Annotated in this window: 17 protein-coding genes; 11 read left to right on the top strand and 6 right to left on the bottom strand. The window is 38.6% G+C overall.

Features of this window, described 5'->3' with window-relative positions:
- Position 1: 1 nt before the first annotated feature.
- The 3 genes from ACSLUO_RS08405 to ACSLUO_RS08395 form a co-directional block, all read right to left on the bottom strand.
- Positions 2-730, bottom strand: a complete 729-nt coding sequence (locus ACSLUO_RS08405; protein ID WP_448247883.1) for an esterase family protein — start codon at positions 728-730, stop codon at positions 2-4.
- Positions 731-762: 32 nt separating this feature from the next.
- Positions 763-1,713 (bottom strand): acetylxylan esterase, encoded by a 951-nt coding sequence (locus tag ACSLUO_RS08400; protein WP_448247882.1) that lies wholly within the window; start codon positions 1,711-1,713, stop codon positions 763-765.
- Between the two features lie 85 nt (positions 1,714-1,798).
- Positions 1,799-3,058, bottom strand: coding sequence for a nitrate/nitrite transporter (locus tag ACSLUO_RS08395; protein WP_448247880.1), 1,260 nt, complete (start codon positions 3,056-3,058; stop codon positions 1,799-1,801).
- A 144-nt stretch (positions 3,059-3,202) separates the two neighbouring features.
- On the opposite strand from ACSLUO_RS08395, the gene ACSLUO_RS08390 reads away from it, so the two are divergent.
- Positions 3,203-4,906, top strand: a complete 1,704-nt coding sequence (locus tag ACSLUO_RS08390; protein WP_448247878.1) for a bifunctional protein-serine/threonine kinase/phosphatase — start codon at positions 3,203-3,205, stop codon at positions 4,904-4,906.
- 74 nt (positions 4,907-4,980) lie between these two features.
- On the opposite strand, the gene prlC is transcribed toward ACSLUO_RS08390, so the two are convergent.
- Entirely contained in the window at positions 4,981-7,020 is a 2,040-nt protein-coding gene (gene prlC / locus ACSLUO_RS08385) for an oligopeptidase A (protein WP_448247876.1), read from the bottom strand.
- 266 nt (positions 7,021-7,286) lie between these two features.
- Here prlC and gorA point away from each other — a divergent pair, with 266 nt between their 5' ends.
- The 10 genes from gorA (at position 7,287) to ACSLUO_RS08335 (ending at position 21,953) form a co-directional block, all read left to right on the top strand.
- Positions 7,287-8,639 (top strand): glutathione-disulfide reductase, encoded by a 1,353-nt coding sequence (gene gorA, locus ACSLUO_RS08380; RefSeq protein WP_448247875.1) that lies wholly within the window; start codon positions 7,287-7,289, stop codon positions 8,637-8,639.
- An 88-nt stretch (positions 8,640-8,727) separates the two neighbouring features.
- The gene (locus ACSLUO_RS08375) at positions 8,728-9,930 is read left to right on the top strand and encodes a tyrosine-type recombinase/integrase (protein ID WP_448247874.1); all 1,203 of its coding nucleotides are present in this window, start codon (positions 8,728-8,730) and stop codon (positions 9,928-9,930) included.
- Positions 9,927-11,615, top strand: a complete 1,689-nt coding sequence (locus ACSLUO_RS08370; RefSeq protein WP_448247872.1) for a hypothetical protein — start codon at positions 9,927-9,929, stop codon at positions 11,613-11,615. Before ACSLUO_RS08375 ends, ACSLUO_RS08370 begins: the two co-directional genes overlap by 4 nt.
- A gap of 10 nt (positions 11,616-11,625) precedes the next feature.
- Positions 11,626-13,740 carry an integrase gene (locus ACSLUO_RS08365; protein WP_448247871.1) on the top strand — a complete coding sequence of 705 codons (2,115 nt, stop codon included), beginning with the start codon at positions 11,626-11,628 and terminating at the stop codon, positions 13,738-13,740.
- On the top strand, positions 13,712-14,143 hold the full coding sequence (locus ACSLUO_RS08360) for a hypothetical protein (protein WP_448247869.1): 432 nt from the start codon (positions 13,712-13,714) through the stop codon (positions 14,141-14,143). The genes ACSLUO_RS08365 and ACSLUO_RS08360 overlap by 29 nt, the downstream gene beginning before the upstream one ends.
- A 1,057-nt stretch (positions 14,144-15,200) precedes the next feature.
- On the top strand, positions 15,201-16,100 hold the full coding sequence (locus ACSLUO_RS08355) for a cation efflux transmembrane domain-containing protein (RefSeq protein WP_448247868.1): 900 nt from the start codon (positions 15,201-15,203) through the stop codon (positions 16,098-16,100).
- A 76-nt stretch (positions 16,101-16,176) separates the two neighbouring features.
- Positions 16,177-16,482 (top strand): hypothetical protein, encoded by a 306-nt coding sequence (locus ACSLUO_RS08350; RefSeq protein WP_448247867.1) that lies wholly within the window; start codon positions 16,177-16,179, stop codon positions 16,480-16,482.
- A 72-nt stretch (positions 16,483-16,554) separates the two neighbouring features.
- Positions 16,555-17,847 carry a TolC family protein gene (locus ACSLUO_RS08345; RefSeq protein ID WP_448247865.1) on the top strand — a complete coding sequence of 431 codons (1,293 nt, stop codon included), beginning with the start codon at positions 16,555-16,557 and terminating at the stop codon, positions 17,845-17,847.
- Between the two features lie 70 nt (positions 17,848-17,917).
- On the top strand, positions 17,918-18,814 hold the full coding sequence (locus ACSLUO_RS08340; protein WP_008128679.1) for an efflux RND transporter periplasmic adaptor subunit: 897 nt from the start codon (positions 17,918-17,920) through the stop codon (positions 18,812-18,814).
- 10 nt (positions 18,815-18,824) lie between these two features.
- The gene (locus ACSLUO_RS08335; RefSeq protein WP_058405782.1) at positions 18,825-21,953 is read left to right on the top strand and encodes an efflux RND transporter permease subunit; all 3,129 of its coding nucleotides are present in this window, start codon (positions 18,825-18,827) and stop codon (positions 21,951-21,953) included.
- Between the two features lie 71 nt (positions 21,954-22,024).
- Here ACSLUO_RS08335 and ACSLUO_RS08330 read toward each other — a convergent pair whose 3' ends face one another.
- Both ACSLUO_RS08330 and ACSLUO_RS08325 read right to left on the bottom strand, forming a co-directional pair.
- On the bottom strand, positions 22,025-22,912 hold the full coding sequence (locus ACSLUO_RS08330; RefSeq protein ID WP_058405783.1) for a cation diffusion facilitator family transporter: 888 nt from the start codon (positions 22,910-22,912) through the stop codon (positions 22,025-22,027).
- Complete coding sequence (locus ACSLUO_RS08325; RefSeq protein WP_058405784.1) at positions 22,899-23,630, bottom strand: transglutaminase-like domain-containing protein; 732 nt, start codon at positions 23,628-23,630, stop codon at positions 22,899-22,901. Before ACSLUO_RS08325 ends, ACSLUO_RS08330 begins: the two co-directional genes overlap by 14 nt.
- Positions 23,631-23,648: the final 18 nt, after the last annotated feature.

Below are 23,648 nucleotides of genomic sequence, written 5' to 3'. Positions count from 1 at the left end.
TTTATAAATACATGGTTACCATTTTTCGCCAGTAATAACCACGATGTGCTCTGCCATCCCAGTGGTGTAGCTGGTGAGGAATGTTTTTACTATGTAAAATTTGGCTTAAATGAAGGTTATTCCCGAAAAAAGGATCTTGTTTACCTATGGTCAACACAATATCGGTGTTTCTTAAGTCGGCAAGTTTTTGTGGGCAATCTAGGTTGGGTAAGTAGTGCGTTGGGGTATTGAAATAAACATCATCATTATAAAAACCGTCTAATAAATTATCGAAGCATTCTACGGCCATGGTTAAATCGTATCGGCCACTAAAGGCGCACAATTTTTGAAAAAGATGAGGGTGTTTAAAAACAATATTAGCGGCATGAAAAGCACCTAAACTACAACCATGACTAATAGTACAAGGATGTTGGTTGCGTTTGGCCATCAAGGGTAATACTTCTTGTAGAATGTATTCTTCGTAACATAAATGGCGTTGAATACGGCCAGCAGGGTGTGCCCAAAAACAGTAATAACTTTCAGTATCAATGCTATCAACACAAAATAATTGCAGTTGGCCATGGTTTATTTTGTCTTTAAGCCTTTCGACCATGCGCATGTGTTCATATTCAAAAAATCGCCCGCCGCGTGTCGGAAATACTAAAACTTTAGCGCCGCCATGACCAAAAATTAATAGCTCCATCTCGCGATTAAGATTTGGGCTCCACCATTTATGATATTCTCGATTCAATGCTTAAACGTCCTTGTTCTTATTGTGAAGTTTTATATTGCAAAAAAGGCTTCTAATTCGTGCAACAATTGCTGGTGTTGTTCATGTTTACGAGGGTATTTATCGCTATGACCTTCATCTAAAACAAATAGCTGCTTTTTGCTTTGAACATGATTATAAATGGCAAATTGCCCAGGCGGTGTAACCACAGGATCTTTTAACGCTAAGGCAAAGTGTACGGGCATGCTTATGCGTTCAGCAGCGTTTGCGGCATCATAATAGCGCAGGGTTTTTAAGGTCATTTTGGGCTGTTGACAGAAAAATTGTTGTACTGCGTGTCCGCTACCCCAAGTACTTTTTCGTAACCTTAAGCGATGATGACCAAAAGTAGGAACGTTAAAGTGAGCACGATTAATACGTGTTTCATAAGCCATAGCTAATACGCCGATACCGCCAGTAAAGCTAATGCCTAAAAAGCCGAGTTTACCGGCTAAATAAGGGAATAGGCTTAACATGCTAGAGGTTGCTAGCCATATATCTTCAACACAGCCCCTGATGATGTATTGTTTGGGTTTATCAATATCATGTAAAACATGCCAATGCGGCTCGGACGAAATGGGAGGATTGTGACTGATACCTAAACCACGACAACAAGGAAAAAAAAGTGCTGCATCGGTAAAAGGTAAGTCAAAATCAGGAGCACCTCGGCCAGCATATCCATGGCCAACAATAAACGCCCGCGTAGGGGCTTGATTAATAGGTACTAATAACCAACCGGCAATGGTGATATTGTTGGTTGAGTTATAACGCACATTAAGTACACGCCAATTTTTAACAATTTGATGACTGTCTTGTACTTGCACCTGAACATTGTGTTTGAGTATTGATGAATAAGCTGATTGCCAAAAATCATCGAAGTCATCAGGTGCTGCTGGCGCTTGTATTGCCAGTAACTCTTCTAATGGATAGGTGTTGTGCGCTTCACGCTGAAATTTTTTTCGCATATAACAGCAATACTCTCAAAGGTTGTTTGCAATTTAATGACAAGGTTTTTACATATGGTAATGCCTGCCTACATCCTTGTCGGTATTAATCTTGCTCTAAAAAGTCATCAGCTAAAGCTGCGGCTAAACGTTGTTGGTGTTTTTCTGATTTTAACGCTAGATGTAATAACACCATACACAAGGCCAAAATACTATACAGCAGCATAAAGCTTGCGCTATGCACACCAATCACCTCTTCAGCAAAACCAAAAAGTACCGGTAAAGTAAAACCGCCTAAAGCACCGATCGCGGCAACAAAACCGCCAACACTGCCCATTTGATTAGGGTAATAACCATGGATAACTTTAAAAACACTGGCTCGTCCGATTCCTTGGGCAATACCGATAACAATTAATAACGCGGTAAATAGCCAAACATTAATGCCAATACTGACATTTACATCGCCTTTAATGCCGTGAATTGTCATGGTGGTAGGTGGATAACTCAAAAAGAACAAACAAACCAGACATACCCAAAACACTCCCCAATTGACTTGTGTGGCGGCATATTTATCGGAAATTAAACCACCCAAGGCACGGACAGAACTAGAAATAAACACAAAAATTAGTGTGTGACTCATTGCCTCTGTTGGTGTGAGTTGATACGCACTCATATAATATTGTGGTAACCATAAAATGAGTGCTAAAAAACTACCAAAAACAAAGTAGTAATAAAGTGAAAAGCGCCATACTCTAAAATCACTAATTAAAGCCTTAAACGGGGTCGATTTATGCGGTTGAGCTTGATTACGCTTGGGTGCCAATAAAGCAAATAGAGCGCAAGTTATTAAGATCAATAAGGCAAAAATTGGTCCTATTGCTTGCCAACTAAAGTGTTCAATGATCAGTGGTGTAACTAATAAGGTAAAGGCGGCGCCAACATTACCAGCTCCAAAAATGCCCATGGCGGTACCTTGGTGTGTTTTAGTATACCAAGTAGAGACATATTGAATGCCGATGGTAAATGAGGTGCCAGAAATACCTAAGAATAAGCCAATCAGGACATAGTCGAGATAACTTTCTGCATAACAAAGTAACAATAAGGGGGGAATTAATAACAACATTTGCCAGATAAACACACTTTTAGCGTTAAATTTTTCCACTAAATAGCCGGCAGGAAAGCGTAAGAGGGCGCCCGTTAACATTGGAGCGGCTAATAATAAACCAAAGTCGGTTGCTGATAAGTTTAGTTGCTGGCGAATTTCTATGCCCATAACTGCGTATAAAGTCCAAATGGCAAAATTTACTGAGAAAGCTAGTGTTGCTATTGATAATGCGTTGCGAGCAAGACTTTGCTGGGAGGTCATAAGGTTCCTGAATACTTGGCTAGTATGAATGTTAATGAATTAACGAATATTATTGCATTCTACTAAATTATCATTAGTTTATGATAGCGCTAGTTTGCGTTATATTACGCGCATTAATCGCGAGCGATAGGTTTGAAGGTTTTTTTGAAGCAGTTAAAAGTTAAAGTCAGTGTGGCAACTACCGCAGGGATTAAAGAGATCAATGAAGATGCCATTAATCATTATCTGCCTGAGCAAAGTTTTGAGTTAGCCTCTAAGGGCATAGCCTTTGCCCTCGCGGACGGTGTTTCAAGCGCTGAAGCGGGCAAAGAAGCTAGTCATACCGCGGTACAACAGTTTGTTGAAGAGTATTATCAAACGCCTGAAAGTTGGTCGGTCAGTCAAGCCGGGCAAAAACTGCTGACCACGATCAATTTAAACTTGTATAAAAAAAGCCACCAGTTTACTAGTGATCTCAAAGGTTTTTTATGTACCTTTAGTGCTTTAGTACTTAGGTCGAATATTGCCCATTTCTTTCATGTTGGTGACAGTCGTATTTATCATATTCGTGACGGTAAAATGCAACAAATCACTACAGATCACGTTGCTATTTTAGGTAAAGATCCAACATTGGCCCGAGCATTGGGTATGGATAGCAGTTTACATATTGATTATTGCCAACTGACCTTGCAAGAAGGAGATCGCTTTGTTTTGTCGAGTGATGGTATTCATGACTTTATTACCGATCAAGATATTCAAGCATTCGCTGAAAATGGGCAAGTTGATGCGGCCCAGCAATTAATTGAGCAAGCATTATCGGTCGGTAGTGACGATAATATTAGTTGCCAGATCATAGAAATTGAATGTTTACCTGAGCAGGATGACGCCGACTTAAATAGCCAGCTGAACGATTTGCCATTACCGCCATTATTAGAGGTGGGCGATGTACTTGATGATTACCAAGTGTTGGAGGTATTGTTTCACTCTCGCCGAACTCATGTTTATAAAGTACTCGATACTATTAGCCAGCAAATATGGGTATTAAAAGCTGCAAGTGAAGAATGCGCTCAAGATAAACATTATATCGACCGTTTTATTCAGGAAGAATGGGCGGCAAGTCGAATTAAAAATCCCAATATAGTGGCTATTCCTACTCAATCTCGACATCGTAATTATTTATATTATTTGATGGAATATTTGCCGGGTTTACGATTAGACCAATGGATGATTGATAACCCAGTACCATCGCCTAAAAAGTCGATTAAAATTGTTAAACAAATTGCAGCTGCATTACAAGCCTTACATGAGAAAGAAACCTTACATCATGATTTAAAGCCAGGTAATGTCATTATTGACGATGATCTTAATATAAAAATTGTGGGTTTTGGCGCGGTTTATATTTCAGGTGTTGCGGGTATGTATGGCCTCGATGAAGATAGAGATAAGCAGCTATATAACTATATTGATCCGCAAATGTTATTAGGAAAAAACTCCGGTATTCAGCGTGATGTTTATGCTTTAGGTGTGATTACTTATCAGTTATTTACCCGTTCATTCCCTTATGGTGAGGATTATTTACATTGTAAAAATCAAGCTGACATTGACCGTTTAACTTACATCAGAGCAACCGATATCAATCCGCGTATTCCTAAATGGTTTGATAAAGCATTAGAGAAATCAGTGAGTTTAACCTTAGATGAACGCTATTATACAACCGATGCGTTTATTGCTGATTTAGTTCAGCCAAATCCGAGTTTTGTTTGGCAAGAGGTTAAAGGTGAGGTTGATAAGTCTAAGTTATTGTTTTGGCAAATACTTAGTGGTTTTTGGCTGCTGATGTTAGTGGTGTTTATTAGCTCGTTTAGTTGATTTTTACTTGATTAGCGGGTTATTCGTGGTTAAAAAAACAGCGCTTAAATAAGCGCTGTTTTTAGTGATAGAGATTATTGAATACCACTATGTCTTAATAAGGCATCAATGGCTGGCGCGCGGCCACGGAAGTTAGCAAATAAGTTTGCAGGCTCATCTGAACCCCCTTTTTCTAAAATATTATTTAAAAAGCTTTGGCCGGTTTCAGGGTTAAAAATACCTTCTTCTTCAAATCGGCCAAAAGCATCAGCAGATAATACTTCTGCCCATTTGTAACTGTAATAGCCGGCCGCATAACCACCACCAAAAATATGACCAAAACCATGTTGAAAACGGTTAAAGTCAGGTGTTTTTATCACCGCCACTTCAGCACGTACTTGGTCAAGTACTTGTTGAATTTCATCACCTTTTTCTGGATTGTATTGGGCGTGCATACGAAAATCGAACAAACTAAACTCTATTTGACGTAACATTTGCATCGCGGATTGAAAGTTTTTCGCCGCTAACATTTTGTCTAACAAATCTTGAGGTAAAGGCTCGCCCGTTTGGTAATGGCCTGAAATAAACGCCAATGCTTCAGGTTGCCAACACCAGTTTTCTAAAAACTGGCTCGGTAATTCAACAGCATCCCAAGGTACGCCGTTAATCCCAGCAACACAGCTAGCTGAAATTTGCGTTAACATGTGGTGAATACCATGACCAAATTCGTGGAATAAGGTCACTACTTCGTCATGGGTAAATAATGCGGGTTTATCACCAACAGGGCCATTAAAGTTACAGGTTAAATAGGCAACCGGTAATTGTATGGTACCGTCAAGCAATTGAGATCGGCCAACGCAGTCATCCATCCAAGCACCGCCACGTTTATGTTCACGAGCGTATAAATCTAAATAAAAGCTACCACGTAGTTGTCCGGTTGCGTCAAAAATATCGTAAAACTTAACGTCTTTATGCCAAACATCAACACCTTCACGTAATTTTACTGTCATGCCAAAAAGTTTGTTCACAACGGTAAACAAGCCAGCTACCACTTTGTCTTCAGGAAAATAAGGACGTAATTCTTCATCTGAAATGGTGTAGCGTTGTTGTTTTAATTTTTCACTGTAATAAGTTAAGTCCCAAGCTTGTAAGTCAGTTTGTTGGTATTCTTGCTTGGCAAAGTCATTAATTTCTTGAAAATCTATTTTGGCTTGTGCTTTTGACTTATCGGCTAAATTAGTTAAAAAACTAAAAACTTCTTCAGGGTCATTTGCCATTTTGGTGGCGAGTGATTTTTCTGCAAAATGTTTAAAACCTAATAATTGGGCCAGTTGATGACGTAGGCTTAAAATTTCTGCCATAACTTCACTATTATCAAATTCACCTGCGTTTGGTCCTTGCTCCGAAGCACGCGTAACAAAGGCGCGATAAATTTTTTCACGCAATTCTCGGTTATCGCTGTAGGTCATTACCGGTAAATAGCTTGGGAAGTCTAAAGTAAATAACCAGCCGTTTTGCTCTTTGCTTTCAGCAAGCGCTTTGGCGGCATCTTGCGCACTTTGAGGCAAGCCAGCGAGTTCACTTTCGTCAGTAATTAATACGCTAAATGCTTGGGTAGCATCTAAAACATTGTTACTAAACTTAGAGCTTAATTCAGACAAACGACTAACAATTTTACCGTAAGTTTTTTGGTCGTCTTCATTTAAAGCGATGCCGGATAATTGAAAATCACGTAACGCATTTGAAATAACTTTTTGCTGTGCTTGGTCTAGTTGTTTGAACGCTTCACTATCAGCAATTTGTTGATAAGCATTGTACAAACCTTTGTGTTGGCCAACCCAGGTTCCGTACTCTGAAAGTAGAGGTAAACATTCTTCATAAGCGTCACGTAGTGCTTCGCTGTTTACAACAGAGTTCATGTGTGACACCGGAGACCACAGTTTAGCTAAAATATCATCAGCTTCATCAATTGGCATTACTAAGTTTTGCCAAGTGTAAATGGTGTTTTCACTTAATGCTTTTTCGATGGCGTCACGGCCCAATTTAATCGCATGTTCAACAGCAGGTTTTACATGCTCAGGTTTAATTTTTGAAAATTGAGGTAACGACGAAGACTCAAGTAAAGGGTTTGACATAAAAAGCTACATTTTATTAAAAGGTTATATAAACCATGTAGTGTTATTTGTTCTAAAATTCAAGAGCAAAACGTTTTCAAGCGCAATTTTTTATTGGAATAATGACTTAACGAATTTAGTCGATTACGACAATCGAATTTATTTTCTTGAATAAAAGTGCGTAAAGACTCACATTATTAACATGACATAAAGTTAGTACTAAACTAAGTACTATTAGCAACTAACTGAGCAAATTCACAAATTTAGTAATTAAATAGGCAGAAACTATGACACAACATTTTGATTATCTCGCTATTGGTGGCGGCAGTGGCGGTATCGCGTCAGCAAACAGAGCTGCAATGTACGGACAAAAAGCCGCGGTTATTGAAGCCGTTGCGGTAGGTGGTACTTGTGTCAATGTTGGCTGTGTTCCGAAAAAAGCCATGTGGTACGCCGGACAAATTGCCGATGCGTTAAGTTATGCCAAAGATTATGGCTTTAATGTTGAGCAAAAATCGTATAACTGGGCAAAAATGGTGGCAAACCGTGAAGCCTATATTGAACGTATTCATGCAGCTTATCAGCGTGGTTTTGATGCTAATAAAGTCACTTTAATTAACGGTTTTGCTAAGTTTATTGATAAAAACACCGTGGAAGTTAATGGTGAAAAAATTACCGCTGATCATATTGTCATTGCAACAGGTGGCCGCCCGAGTATTCCTGATATTGAAGGGGCTGAATACGGTATTGATTCCAATGGCTTTTTTGCCTTAACCGAGCAACCTGAAAGTGTGGTTGTAATTGGTGCAGGTTATATTGCTGTAGAATTAGCCGGTGTTTTTAATGCGTTAGGGACTAAAACGGATTTAGTGGTACGAAAAGAAAAGCCGCTACGAGGTTTTGATCCTATGTTATCAGACACCTTAGTTGAGCAAATGGCAAAACATGGGCCGCAGCTTCATACCAACAGCACACCAAGTAAAATTGTGAAAGGTGATGATGGTAAATTAACTTTACATTTAACCAATGGTAAAACCTTAGGCCCTGTTGATGAAGTTATTTGGGCGATAGGGCGTGAACCGGCAACCGATAATATTAATATTGAAGCAACCGGCATTAAGTTAAACGAACGTGGCTTTATTGAAACTGACAAATATCAAAATACCAGCGTACCGGGTATTTATGCGGTAGGTGATAATACGGGACGTATTCAATTAACACCAACCGCGGTTGCAGCCGGTCGTCGTTTATCAGAACGCTTATTTAATAATAAACCGGATGAGCATTTAGATTATTCGAATGTTGCTACTGTGGTGTTTAGTCATCCGGTTATTGGCACAGTCGGTTTGTCTGAGCAAGAAGCCATCGATGAATACGGTGAAGCGAATGTTAAAGTATACACCTCGCAATTTACGTCGCTATATCAAGCCATTACAGAAAATCATCGTGACCCAACGCGCATGAAATTAGTATGTGCAGGCAGTGATGAAAAAATTGTCGGTATACATAGTATTGGTTTTGGCAGTGACGAGCTCTTACAAGGTTATGCGGTAGCATTAAAAATGGGGGCAACTAAAGCCGATTTTGACAATACCGTGGCCATACATCCAACCTCAGCGGAAGAGTTTGTTACCCTTTAGATTGGGGTCTGGAAAACTTACTGTGTAGATTTGCATAGTCTGGAAAAAGTACTAACCTCAATAGAGTTCATTTCTCTGAGGGGTTAGTATGGTTTCAGTTATTCACTCAAAAAACTTCTATGTTCCCCGTATATATCCTACGTCAAAAGTTTTAAAGCCTTTTTTACTAAAAGGTTTTCCTACATTTTATTCAAAAGAAAACGAGTATATTCTTCCCGTTAATCTATGGCTTAATTATCTTCAAAATATTCGAAGAGTATCTGATATTTCTTGCTGTGTTAGAGCGATAAAAAGATACTGGCTGTTTCTTGAAAGTACAGGGTGTGAGTGGAATGCTTTTCCCCCGACTGACTACCTCAAACCCACTTATAGATTCAGAAACGATGATTTACTAAAGTCGGCAAAAGCAGGAGAGATAGCATATTCAACAGCATCGTTATATATGCTTCAAATTATCAAATTTTATGAGTGGGCTGCTCACGAGCGTTTTATAACTTTTACGGAAGACAATAAGCCATTTAATTACCAATTAGTTCACATCGCAAACACAGGGATGATGAACCACAATAACCCTAAGTTTGCTGTTCGCTCTACAGACCTGAGAATAAGAAAACCAACTAAAAATGAAAATCAAAGTCTAAACCCTTTATCCAAAGAAGAACTGGCTCAGTTCGCTACTTGCTTAACTAAATACTCTGATGAATTCATCATTCATCAACTACTACAGCTTCAAGCGGGCTTAAGGGTTGAAGAGGCATGCACATTTCCAGTTGCATCAATAGAAAAACCAGATTCAAGTACAAAAAGATATGAGGTGGAGATCGGTCCCTCAAATGGAGTGCATACAAAGTTTAATAAAACCAGAAAAGTTGAAATCCCATTCTTATTAATGCAAAGAATGTATTACTACAACATCTCAGAGCGTCGATTCAAAAGAGCACAAAAAACCGATCAAAAGCATACTTATCTTCTGCTCAATAATCGCGGAATGCCTTTTTCTAGCAATAACATTCAGCAGCACTTTCGACGCATTCGCAAAGATATTAAAGATAAATATAAGACTTCATTTAATCATAGAACACATGATTTGAGAGCAACCTACGGAACTTACAGACTAGATGTTCTTCTGGATCATCTACCCGTTGGCGATGCTTTAGCTTTAGTCATGGCCTGGATGGGACATAAAGATGATAAGACGACATGGAAATATCTAAAGTATCTAAGAAAAGAAAAAGCTAATCAGTCTGCGATTGTTCTTCTTGATCAAATCATGGAGGAATCATTAAGATGAGTTATTCGCCTCCTACGTTGACTATCAGGTTGCGAACGGGAATCGATCAGTATTTTACATACGATTTCACTCGATTCTTTTATAAAGGAGTCGCATTTAAGAAAGACTTTGGGTCTGCGTTTTCCGCTAATCGCGACGATGATGTACTGCGTTGGTACCGCTTTTTTAAGGAAACTAATGAATACTCAGACCTGACCAAGCAAAGTTATCTCAGAGATTTCGCATTATTTGTTCGACACTGTGATTCCAAAGGAATTAATCCTGAAAGTTCAGAAGCGGTTGAATCATTAGAGAGGCACTTAATTGAGCAAGTAAGAATTGAAAAAATGAATGTAAACTCTGCAAGAAAGCAGATTTCATGTATTAAAAAATGTTTAGAAAAATTAGGAAATCCGAGCTCTAGCTGGTTTTCGTCTTATTCTTTATTTCGCTCAGAAGCAAACCCAACCGAAAGTTATTCTGACCAAGAGTTAACTACTCTTATTAAAATTATCTATCGCTTTTTTAATCAGCTATCAAAACAAATTTTAGATGAGCCTGACAAGTACATGCAAGCAGCGACTAATAAACGCGTTGGTACTTTTATGTACCAAGGTTTTACCCATGATGTTACGACTCCTGTCACAAAATGCTTTAGTGCTGCTTATTTCTTGCTTGCTTATTACACGTGGGGAAATACAACAGTTCTCCTCAACATGACTAAACCAAAAGAAAAAATCTATGAAGATGGAATTTGGTTTGAACAAAGCGTCCTAAAGCCAAGAGCAAACAAATTTGTATCAATCTCGATAGGTGACAATGGAACCTACCATGTCCCAAAGATTGCCTTACGTTTTTTTGAACAACTACTTAAACTAAGTGCAGTTGTATCACTGAATAATCATCTTTTATATCAGGTGAAAGCAGGAAAGGTTGCTCCACTGGAGCAAAATCATATCCAAACGTTCTCTAAGTGGCTTCAGCGCACATTTTCGCTAACAACTGATGACAATAAACCACTTAAGCCGACAGCATCAAAATTTAGAGCAAGTGGCAGTTATCGTTATCTAGCTAAAACCGGAAATGCGGTAGAAACCTCACTTTTACTAGGAAATACCCCACGAACTCTAAATAAGCACTATTCATCTGGAAACACCATAGAGAATGAAACGCAACTGTTAGCTGCGACATATACGTTAGAAGGAGCAGTTAAATGCTCCAGTATTAACCAGGCCAAAGAGTATGCGAAAAAAGAGCTAGGAATTGAAGTCCTTCCATACGAAGAATTTTTGAGTAAATATTCCGACTCAAATGGTCAAAAAACGGTACTTGGTACTGGTTGTAAAAATGTGTTTTCTTCACATGTTGAAAGGTACCGTAAAAGAAATCACTTTAATCCAAAGGACTTCATTGTAGATCACCTAGCATGCTCTGATATTCATAACTGTTTCAACTGCGAGAACCAAGTAATCATAGAAAATACTGAGGATATATGGTGTTTATTGAGTTATCGAGAATCAATAAAAGATTCAAAGGTCTATCACTTAAATGAAAATCATTTTTCTAATAATTACTCACGGCTTCTCGATTCGATAAATCGAGTTATCTTCACTATTCACCCCAAAGTCAAAAGACTTGCTGAGAAAAAGCTTAAAAACGAAGGTCGACATCCACTTTGGCCAGAAGGTATTAATATAGACTTTTAGGAATAAAAACATGAGGCCTCTTTTTGAGCTACCTAAAAATATTTTGCAAGAAAACATCTCAGAATATAAGAGAATAATTCAGCTCTATGCAGATAATAATTACAGAGAGTTGGAAGATGTTGTAGTGACCAAAAATTACGACGGCTCACCTAGGAGTTATATGGGGGACGAAGAATGGAATTTTCAAGCTTATCTTGATGCGAGAATAACCTACAAAAAAAGTATCGTATTCTCGAAAATTGTAGATGATAATTTAGCGAGAGAAATGAAACTAATTTGTTTTTCGTGGCTATATATTGCTGGTCACCACAGGAAAGGAGCGGTAATAAAACCATCTACACTTATCGCTCGATATTCAAAGTTATGTATTGTATACAAATTCTTAGATGCCGAAGGCTATTCCTCTATAGAAAATTTAACTTCGAGTTTAGTTTTCAGTCAGTTTTGCATTTATATACGAAATCTAAATTACAGCATAGCTCAAGTAGAGGGGCTATTTAATGCCCTTATGCATGCAGCCAAAGTAGCGAGATACCTACCTATCGAATTTTTAATCCCCGAAGGTTATTCACAAACCAAATTTTCTAGAGAGATTACGGGTAAAGCTAAGTTCGAAACAAAGAATCAATTCTACGCAATACCTACCCGTTTAATGGAGAAAATTTATGGCCATTGCTTTGGGTTAGTCGAAAAATACCACCCGCATAAAGAAGCAATAAATGAACTATTGCACGATATGAGACAGAATTATGAAGAAGGTAAACGAAGAATTGACGACAAAATTAAAACCGGTATTTGGAATTGGCTTGATGAAACATCTCCAAATTATCGGGTAGAAGTTAATAAACACCAACCATTTAGCTATAGAAACCTATTTGAAGCGCACATAGATAATACTGTACTTGCTGAGCTATTACCGAAGCATACATTAAAGGCTCAAGGGAAAATCATTGAGTTACAGACAGCTTGTTACATAGTATGTGGAGCCTTGACAGGAATGCGTCGTTCGGAGTTATTCTGCCTTCATTCAAACAGCTACAAAGAAAAAGAAGTATATGGGAGAACGTATAGTGTCCTTCAATCTGAACAGCACAAATTTAGTCAAGGTACAGGGAGGAGTGCCGAATGGGTTACTACTCCTCTCGCGCGAAAAGCAATCGAACTTGCAGAAGCAATATCTCGCCATATGAGAATTCAATTGATCGAAGACGATGACCCTATGAGTAATCATGACTCAAGTTGTTTGTGGCTAGGGCAAATCAAGAAAGCTAGAAAACCTATTATTCGTCAAGATGCAAGCTTACGTCGACACTTCAATCAATTATGTAAGGATGCGGGAGCAATCATTACTAAACAAGACTTAATTGAGTTTGAAGTTATCAACCCTAATAGAGAGCCAAATCATGCAGATGAAAGAATTGCTGAAGGTTGCGTGTGGCCTTTAACAACTCACCAATTACGGAGAACATTCGCCGTATTTTCCAAAAGACACAACTTGTGCCATGACATTGCAATTAAACAACAATTTAAACATTTAGATTTGCCAACGACAGAATGGTATGGAGAAGGTGGCCTTGCAAGCAAAATGAAAGCCTTACAAATAGATACAGAATTACAATCTTTTTTAAATGATGTAATTCAAGAGTCTACAACTCAAAAGATTTATCAATGGTATGAAGAAAAAGAATCAAGCAACCTAATGGGGCACATGGCAGGTTCCATTAATAAAAACCGACTTTCATTGCACAAAAAATACAGATCTTGGGATGCTATCAACGAGCATGTAAAGGCTGGACGGTTAACTTTAGTAGGAACTTTACATTCGTACTGCATGGCAGGGTATGAATGCCAAATGCATAAGGTGAGCTCTCCAGCTAACTGCATGAATTGTGAGAACCAATTAATAGGTAAAGAGCAAATTGAAAGTTGGCAAAAGCGACATGAATGGGTAACAAAGCAAGTGAAAGATATGGATGCAATAGGAGCATTAACAAGCTCTATGTACTCTCATTTCATCACTCAGATCAGAGCCGCTGAGAAAGTGTTACACCGATTCAAAATACCATTTGAAAAATTCGACATAGGTAATGAGAAATATGAACAAGTCCCAAATTACGAGAGTTGAACTTGAAGATGCACTTAAACGCATACTAAGTGAGAAAACCGAACGTATAGATCCCAATAGGAAATTATCAATAAAAGCTGTTGAAGAAGAAGCTGGGTTAGGTGATGGCTCTGCTTATTACTACAAGGATGTTGTAGCGAAAATTAAAGAGGCTGTGATTCAAAACTCACCAAAAGTCAGGAAGCAGAACATCTATGAAAACAAAATCGCAGAACTTAGAGAGCGTCTAGCTAATGAGAAAAGATTAAAAGAAAAATATTATAAGCAGGTAGAAGAATACAAAGATAAGTTAAGTGAAATGGCTAGTCAGCATAACCAACTGGCATTGATGATCCAGCAGTATCAGTATCAAGTTGCTGAACTTGCTCACAATATAGTGCCACTGAAGCCCCCAAAAATGTAGTTATCTAATCTGCCGGCAGATAGGAGATGTTAGATCAATTGGTCATCAATCCCCTGATGAATTTGAAATGCAGTATTTATCAGCTAGCTAGGTGTCTACGTAATTGGGGGAAGATCACACCTCAGTGTTTTATTTAGTCTATCTAGCTATGAAGCGTCTAGGAAACTAGTGTAGAACCAACGCGTTCAACTGTGACACATGCCTTACTTTCTTGAGTGAGGCGTACATCTTACTCTTAGTGAATTGATTTCAAGCTGAGTAGTTGATAGATTGGCTTTAACTCGGTTTAAAAGTAAGCGCCTAATTAGCCCCACATACCAATATTAATCGAACCTACACATAATTAGCTCAGCACATTAACCTGAGATTATTATGAAAAAACAGCAAAAAATAAAACACTGGCAAGCCATCTTTGAACAACTGGAAAATAACATGTAGGTCCGCCACCAAGTTACATTTTGTGTCGCCACTCAATTACATAAAGCTTTGCCACCTCAGAGCCTGATATAGTCACCAACCTTAACTCGCTTTTGGACACAAATGAGTTAGGACGAATGCGTGCTTTGTGCCATTAGCCGACATTCATTAACTCTTTATTCATGGCAACAATGAGCCTAAAGCGGTCGTTATTTACAAGTAAAAACAGCTCCAAATAAGTATCACTTTGATACGAAACCGGACATTAGCCTTGGCGTATCTCATGACAAGTGTTCCAACAATATAGTCGTTGCTCTTACTTTTAAATTTAAATCTTGTTTTATATCCTCTGTACAATTAGTAACTCCACACCAACGCGACTTTAATGTGGAATTAGGATCCTCGGTTAATTTTTTCTATCTAGATAGCTCTTCTATTTTTTATCTTAGATAAACATCGGTATAAAACGGGCAGTCCAAATAATGTTAGCCGTGTTTGCTGTCACTACCCCCTAACAATTATTTTCTTGGAATAGCTATTTGAGTTACTTCCCAAACTTTTCATATTGAATAATTTTTATTTGACTCTATAGCCACTATAGGCTTTATACTTATTTTGTTATTGTTACGGAATGTGAAATATGTCAGAGAAATGTAGCGGTCAGTGTCAATCATCTCCTATCAACGAAGATGTAAAAATTGATACACAACTAGATAACTATAGTGGCGCGTTTGTCAGTACATTTAAAGTACCTCAAATGGATTGTCCTTCAGAAGAGAGATTGATTAGGTTAGCACTTGACTCAATTGAGCCTTCAGTTGGGTTGCAATTTGATATTCCTAGCCGTTTAGTCAAAGTTTTTCACGATGAAAATTTAGATGAGATAACAAAAAGATTACAACAGCTCAATCTCGGTGCAGAACTAGAATCAACCCAAAATAGTTGCAGTACGGAAGCTGCAAAAGCAAAAGACTTAGCTCAAAAAAATGAGATGAAAGAAGCATCAATTCTAAAATGGCTGTTAGCCATTAATGGCGTCATGTTTTTTATAGAAGTAATTGCTGGGATTATTGCACAGTCTGCTGGCCTAATTGCAGACTCATTAGATATGTTTGCTGATGCTGCTGTGTATGGTTTAGCTATTTATGCCGTAGGTAAAAGTATCAGCATGAAACTTAGAGCAGCACATATATCTGGTGTGCTTCAAGTAATTCTAGCGCTAGGAGCTTTGAGCGAAGTCGTAAGACGCTTTGTTTACGGTAGTGAACCGATCTCTTCTTTAATGATGATATTTGGTGGAATAGCACTAATCGCTAACGTTGCTTGTCTGTTTTTGATATTTGGCAACAAAGAAGACGGCGCTCATATGAAAGCGAGTTGGATTTTTTCAGCAAATGACGTTATCGCAAACGTTGGTGTAATTTTAGCTGGCTTATTAGTTACAGCAACAAGCAGTCGTTATCCAGATTTAGTGATTGGTTTGATAATTGCTCTTGTCGTTTTAAACGGTGCTCGCCGTATTTTACAGTTAAAGTATTAATTAGAGAGCCAAGAAAAGAATGCGCCGTTCATATATCAATTCAAATATATCCTACGTGATAATGATTTTAATTGCGGTGCAGTCTGTATTTTTTTCTATAGAAGAATATAAAGAAGACTTAGTTGAAAGTTCTTTTAATACATCTTCATCTGAGTCTATTACTGAATTAGCTGCTTCAGAAAGTTCAATATTAATTGAGAATAATAATAGCAGCGACTCTTTCGATAATTGCCACTTTTGTTGCTGTTGTCATTTATTCTTAGTAAATGATTATTCCTGTAATATTTTACAAGAAGTAGACTATTTACCTACCTACGCCTTAGTTTCTTCTGAGCTAAAAGGCTATATGTCGGTGCCATTCCGCCCACCTAAATACGCCTAAATTTTATAGAAAATTATGAAAGGTCAAATGTTAATGACCGAAAAAAACATATAAATTTATAGGAAAGTATACATGGCACTTAATACCTGTGTGCATCGCAAGATAGCAATTTTGAGGTGTGTAACACCTCGGCTTAAATATATCGCGTTTCTCGCGTTGTCACTTTTTACATTTAATGTTTATGCCTTCGAAAAGCCGTTAAATCTTCAAGAGGCAATTCAGTGGACGCTTAAACAAAATCCCGAACTTAAAATATTTGATTTCAAGCAAACGGCATTAACAGGACAAGAACAAACAGCAAGTTTAAATCCCGCATATGAACTAGAAATTGAAGCTGAGAACTTTGCAGGCTCAGGTGAATTTAATGCATTCGACAGTGCTGAATTAACCATTGCCCTATCTTCAGTTATCGAAATGGGAGATAAACGCTCAGCGCGAATTGGACTTGTTTCAAAATCCAGAGCACTACTCAATGCTGAAAAAGAGGTGGCAGCGCTTAACTTAATGGCTCAAGTCACTGAGAAGTACGTGGAAGTACTTGCAGCCCAACAAAGAGTAATATTGGCAGAAAATGCGCTGAGTTTAGCTAAAGAAACGTTAGAGATTGTATCTCAACGTAACCGCGCAGGTGCTACTCCTGAGGCTGAAGTGAAACGCTCAAAAGCAGTTATTGCTCAGGCTAACCTCACCCTTCAATCTGAACAAAAGCGCTTGGAATATTTGAAGCTCTCATTAGCAGCCTACTGGGGGGAAAACTCTGTAACCTTCTCTGAAGTAAAAGGTGATCTGTTTCAGTTTGGCAATGATAGTGATTTTAGTAGTCTCTTTGCGAAATTAGAGAAAAACCCTGCTATTCAAGTTTATGCAAGTGAGCAGCGACTAAAAGAGGCCGAATTACAGTTGGCTAAAACAGAGTCAACGGCCAATATCAAATGGTCTGTTGGTGTTAGGCGCTCTCAAGAAGTCAATGATACGGCACTGGTCGCAGGCTTTAGCTTACCTTTGTTTGCTGAAAAGCGAAATTCTGGTGCAATCGCTAGTGCGCTAGCAGAGCGTGACCAAGTTGCCATAGAGAAAGAGGCGACTAAGTTGAGGTTTAGAAATCACTTACTACGAGCATACTCCAATAGAAAACAAGCCATATTAACAGCTAATTCATTAAAGCAGTCGGTTATCCCAATGCTTGAAGATGCACTGGAAGATACTCAAGACGCCTATCAAAAAGGTCGATATGGATATCTTGATTATGTATCGGCTAGACAAGAGCTGTTAAATGCTCGGCGAACCCTCATTGATGCGGCATCTGCTGCCCTAATTTATGGCGCAGAGATAGAAAAACTAACAAACGAAGCGCTGTCACTCTAAATAAACATCACTTTAAGTTTAATAACAATTTATTGATTCAGTTATTAACTGAATCGTTTAGGAATTCAAAATGAAAAACTATTTACTCGCACTATTGATTTTTATTGGGTATCTATCACCCATTCAAAGTGTTATCGCTAGTGAAGATGAACATGAAGGCGAAGAAGGCATTAGCAAAATAAACAATAACATGGCAAAAAGGCTTGGTGTTGAAACAGCCTATTTAGCTTCAAAAACGTTGAACCAAACTATCCCTGTATACGGCGCTACGACGATAGGCGCTGAACAATTATTTCAAGTTGGCGCTAGATATAACGGCGTTATAAAGACAATTAACTCCACTGTTGGTGATAAGGTAAAAAAAGGAGATCTATTGGCCGTTATTGAATCTAACGAAAGCTTAAATACCTATAAAATAACGTCCCCTGTTTCTGGGGTAGTTTTACAGAGAAATGGAAATGTTGGCGGTATCACGCAAAACACTAGCTTGTTTGAAATCGTCAATTTTGACACCTTGTGGGCTGAATTTAAGGTGTTTACCAGCCAATATAATCAAATCAAAGTCGGTCAGCATGTTGATATTGAGCAAGGTGAACACGCATTCAGTTCAGTCATCACTAATATTATTCCAGCTAAAGACCAACCTTATGTATTGGCACGGGTACGATTAAACAACACTGAGTTAAAGCTAACGTCAGGTCAATTATTAAAAGGCAACGTCAAAATAAATCAATTCAAGGTGGATTTAGCCGTTGAGAAAGTTGCTATCCAAGAACTGGGGGGACAATTAGGTGTATTTGTTAAAGAAGATGAAGAGTACGAATTTGCACCGCTTGTATTAGGACGTTCAGATAAGAACTATATCGAGGTTATTGGTGGCCTCAGTAAAGACACTGAATATGTAAACAAAAACAGTTATCTGATAAAAGCAGATATATTGAAATCTGAAGTAGAAGACGACGATTAGGAGACGCAATATGATTGAATCAATTTTGCGTCTTGCAATAAATAGGCGCTATTTAGTATTAAGCTTGCTGATGGTAATCATCGGCGTTGGTATGTGGAGTTATCAAAAACTTCCCATTGATGCTGTTCCAGATATAACAAACGTGCAGGTACAAATAAACACTTCTGCCCCCGGTTATTCACCTTTGGAAGCGGAACAAAGGGTGACCTTTCCTGTAGAAACAGCCTTAGCCGGATTGCCAAAGCTGTCTCACACCCGCTCCCTGTCAAGATATGGATTATCTCAAGTAACCGTTATCTTTGAAGAGGGAACCGATATTTATTTTGCTCGCAACTTAATCAATGCAAGATTAGCTGCGATAAAAGGCGTTATTCCCTCTGGCTTAGAGCCAGAAATGGGTCCTATTTCGACAGGGCTTGGCGAAATATTTATGTATACCGTACAAGCTTCTCCTGACGCTAAAATGCCTAATGGAGAGCCTTATACCGCTATTGCCTTAAGAGAAATACAAGACTGGATCATTAAACCGCAATTGGCTCAAGTTAAAGGCGTCATTGAGGTCAACAGTATCGGCGGCTACAACAAGCAATATCACATAACGCCTAAACCCGAAAAATTACTTTTTCATCAGGTAACCTTTGAAGAAATATCTGATGCATTACGTAAAAACAATGACAACCGTGGCGCAGGTTATATCGAACAAAACGGACAGCAAGTGTTAGTGCGCTCCATTGGGCAACTTGAGACAATAGATGAGATCCTCAATGTCATCATCAAAAAGAACAATGGTATTCCTGTAAAAATAAGTGATGTTGCCAATGTTGCTATTGGCAAAGAACTTAGAACAGGGGCTGCTACTCGTAATGGCATTGAGACAGTGCTTGGTACAACCATGATGCTGATTGGTGAGAATTCTCGCACCGTTGCCTTAGCAGTTGAACAGAAGCTCAGCGAAATACAAAAATCTCTGCCAAAGGGCATTACCGCTGAGCCTGTTTACGACAGAACAACATTAGTAGATAAAGCGATTGCAACCGTTACCAAAAACCTCGTTGAAGGTGCGCTTTTAGTTATTGTTGTGTTATTTATTCTACTTGGAAATTTACGTGCAGCTCTCATTACCGCTGCTGTTATCCCTATTTCCATGTTAATGACAATCACAGGTATGGTGCAAGCAGGAGTATCTGCCAATTTAATGAGTCTCGGCGCATTGGACTTTGGCTTGATAGTGGACGGGGCTGTAATCATCGTTGAAAACTCTGTCCGTAGGTTAGCACAGGCCCAACACAACGGTCATAGGCAAGACTTAAGAGAACGCCTAAATACCGTTTTTGAAGCCACTTCAGAAGTGATACGTCCAAGCTTGTTTGGTGTGGCAATTATCACTGTTGTTTACATCCCCATTTTCACGCTAACTGGCGTTGAAGGGAAAATGTTCCACCCTATGGCGGCAACTGTCGTTATGGCGTTAATTTCCGCAATGATCCTTTCAGTTACACTGGTTCCTGCTGCTGTAGCTGTGTTTATGAAAGGTAAAATCAGCGAAAAAGAAAGTGTAGTTATTCGTTCAACCAAGTCTATTTATGAACCATTGTTAAAAATGGCGATGAAATTTCGTTGGATTATTGTTTCATTCTCAACGCTGTTAATGGGGTATAGCCTTTGGTTAGCAACTACGCTTGGGACAGAATTTGTTCCTCAATTAAATGAAGGTGATATTGCACTACAGGCATTAAGAATTCCATCGACTGGCCTAGAGCAATCAGTAGAAATGCAAGAAGTACTTGAGCAACGTATTAAAGCGTTTCCTGAAGTTGATAAAGTATTCTCGCGCATCGGCACACCAGAAGTAGCAACTGATCCAATGCCACCGAGTATTGCTGATATCTTTGTTATTTTAAAACCACGTAAAGATTGGGCCGAACCTTCAAAGCCAAAGAGTGAATTAGTTGAAGAAATGGAAGAGGTACTGAAAAACATTCCGGGCAACAACTATGAATTCACTCAGCCTATTCAAATGCGTTTCAATGAATTGATTTCTGGCGTTAGAGCTGATGTGGGCATCAAAGTATTTGGCGATGATTTGGATCGGTTATTACTTACCGCAAAAGATATTCTAAATATTGTGAAAACCGTAGATGGTGCAGCAGATGCCAGAATGGAACAAGTCACAGGTGTTCCATCTTTATCGGTAATCCCTAAACGCGAAGCACTTGGTAGGTATGGATTGAACGTTACCGAATTGCAAGACTGGGTTGCCACTGCAATAGGGGGGGAATCTGCGGGGATCATTTATGAAGGAGACAGACGATTTGAGTTAGTTGTTCGTCTACCGGAGCAAACTAGAACGGATATTGATGGTTTGAAATTTCTGCCGCTTCCACTTGAGAATGGTAACTATGTGCCACTTGAAGAAGTTGCAGAGCTTAAATCTGAGTCTTTACCTGCTCAAATTAGCCGTGAGAGCGGTAAAAGAAGAGTTGTGGTTACCGTCAATGTTCGTGGTAGAGATTTAGGCGGTTTTGTCAAAGAAGTGAAAGCTAAAATTAATCAGGAAGGAGAAATTCCAGCAGGATACTGGCTTGATTATGGCGGAACCTTTGAACAGCTAGAGTCAGCGAGTAAAAGATTAAGCTTAGTTGTGCCGATCACACTAATTGTTATCTTAGGTATTTTGGTTATTGCATTTGGTTCATTAAAAGATGCATTGATCATTTTCAGTGGTGTACCGTTAGCATTAACTGGGGGCGTAATTTCTCTTTATTTAAGAGACATGCCTTTATCTATTTCGGCAGGTGTCGGCTTCATAGCATTGTCAGGTGTTGCCGTATTAAATGGCTTGGTTATGTTGGCTTTTATTCGAGATCTTTGGCATGAAAAAGGCGACCTTTACGTAGCGATCATTGAAGGTGCCATCATTCGTTTAAGACCTATTTTAATGACGGCACTGGTCGCAAGTTTAGGTTTTATTCCAATGGCGTTAAACACTGGAATTGGTGCAGAAGTGCAACGACCACTAGCAACAGTTGTTATCGGCGGTATTATATCTTCTACAATTTTAACTTTGTTTGTATTGCCTATTTTATATCAATGGGCGCATGGCGCTGAGAGTAGTAAACAGCAATCTGACGAAATTTAAAAACAAAAAAGCAGCTTAATTTATGTTTAAGCTGCTTTTATATTTAATCTTTTTATTTTAATTTTTAAAGTTTAATTCGCATCATCTCGGCAAGTTTCTTTAGGAAACTCAAATTCAATGGTTGTATGAGACAAGCGATAGGCAGAAAGTCTCTTAGCCACTTGTTCCTTAAGTTTAATTAATTCATCAACGTCAATTTTTTCGACTAATTCTATGTGAGCGGTTAATACGTGACTTTCGCCATCTAACGACCAAAAATGCAGATGATGTACGCCATTAACTTCTGGAAGGTTAGTTAGCGACTCTTTTATACTTTCTTGAGTTTCTTCATCTGGCGCGGCCTGAAGAAACAAGACAATTGTTGATTTCAGATTTTTAAAAACATTGAACAAGATAAACAATGTGAAGCCAATAGATAGTAACGGATCTAAAATGGGCAAATCTACAAATAACAGCACAATAGATACAATAAGCACAGCAACCCAGCCAAGTACGTCTTCAAGCAAGTGCCATGTAAGTACTTTTTCATTTAAGGTTTCTCCAGCTTTTAATTTTAATACAGCATATCCGTTAACGGCAACGCCGAGTATCGCTAGCCCTAACATCCCCTCGACAACAGGCATTTCAGGATTGGACAGCCTTGGAATTGCTTCAAATAAAATCCAAATTGAGCCAATGATTAAAACAATACTGTTTATCAATGCGCCAAAGAGTGTAAGTCTACGATAACCATAACTAAACTTATCTGATGCTTCTTTATCTGAAAAACGACTTAAAATCCACGCAAAACCTATTGAAAGACTATCACCAAGATCGTGAACTGCATCTGCCATTATCGCCGTACTGTTAGTGAGCCAACCACCTATAAATTCTATAATAGTGAATGTCACATTAAGGAAAAATGCCCAACCAATACGGTCATCTTTACCATGTTGATGACTATGATTATGGTTGTGCATTTTGCACCTCCAGTACTGTCGTCTTTCTAATGTTGGCGACATTGAAGTTGATCAGGTGACGGATCACTCGTTGATACATCCAACGTTTAACGCCTGACAAATTAGTGCCTTTTTCTTGGTAGAACTTATCAGGAGAGTCATAAAGTCCGAAATCATCATGAATACCTTCTTTTTGAATATAGGTATCAGTTCCGCGCCAATTTATATCTGGAGTAGAGAAGCATTTTGTCGCAACACCATAACCACAAAAGTTATCTTTTTCTTCGCTAAATTTCTGTTGTAACGAAGTGAGATATTGCTCATCCAAGATAAAGCCTTCTAAGTTGATCCAACGTCCATCAAAGTAAACCTCTACCCAACTGTGGATAATGTATTTCGGCGCTAACCAAAAGACATACGTTGGAATAGCACCTTTTTGCAATTGCTGAGCAATGGTGAACCCGTGAAATCGGCATTGAATACCTAACCCTCGTAACAAGGCCATCAGTAAGTTACCTTTGGTATTACATTGTCCGTAACCATCCGCTAAAACATTGCTTGCAGAAATGTCATCGCTTTCATTGTAGCCAAATAATATTTCATCTTTAACAAATTGGTAGGCCGCACCAATTTTGTTGAAATCATCCAAGCTTTTCCACCTTCGTTGATTTATGAGGGATTGGATATTTTTGTGTTCAAAATTGACTATGCTGGTCTTGGTTAGATACTTATCACACATTTTTACCCCTTATTAACT

The organism is Thalassotalea agariperforans, from assembly GCF_053470345.1.
Note: the sequence above shows the minus strand (reverse complement) of the source record. Positions and strands in the feature narration are given on the sequence as shown.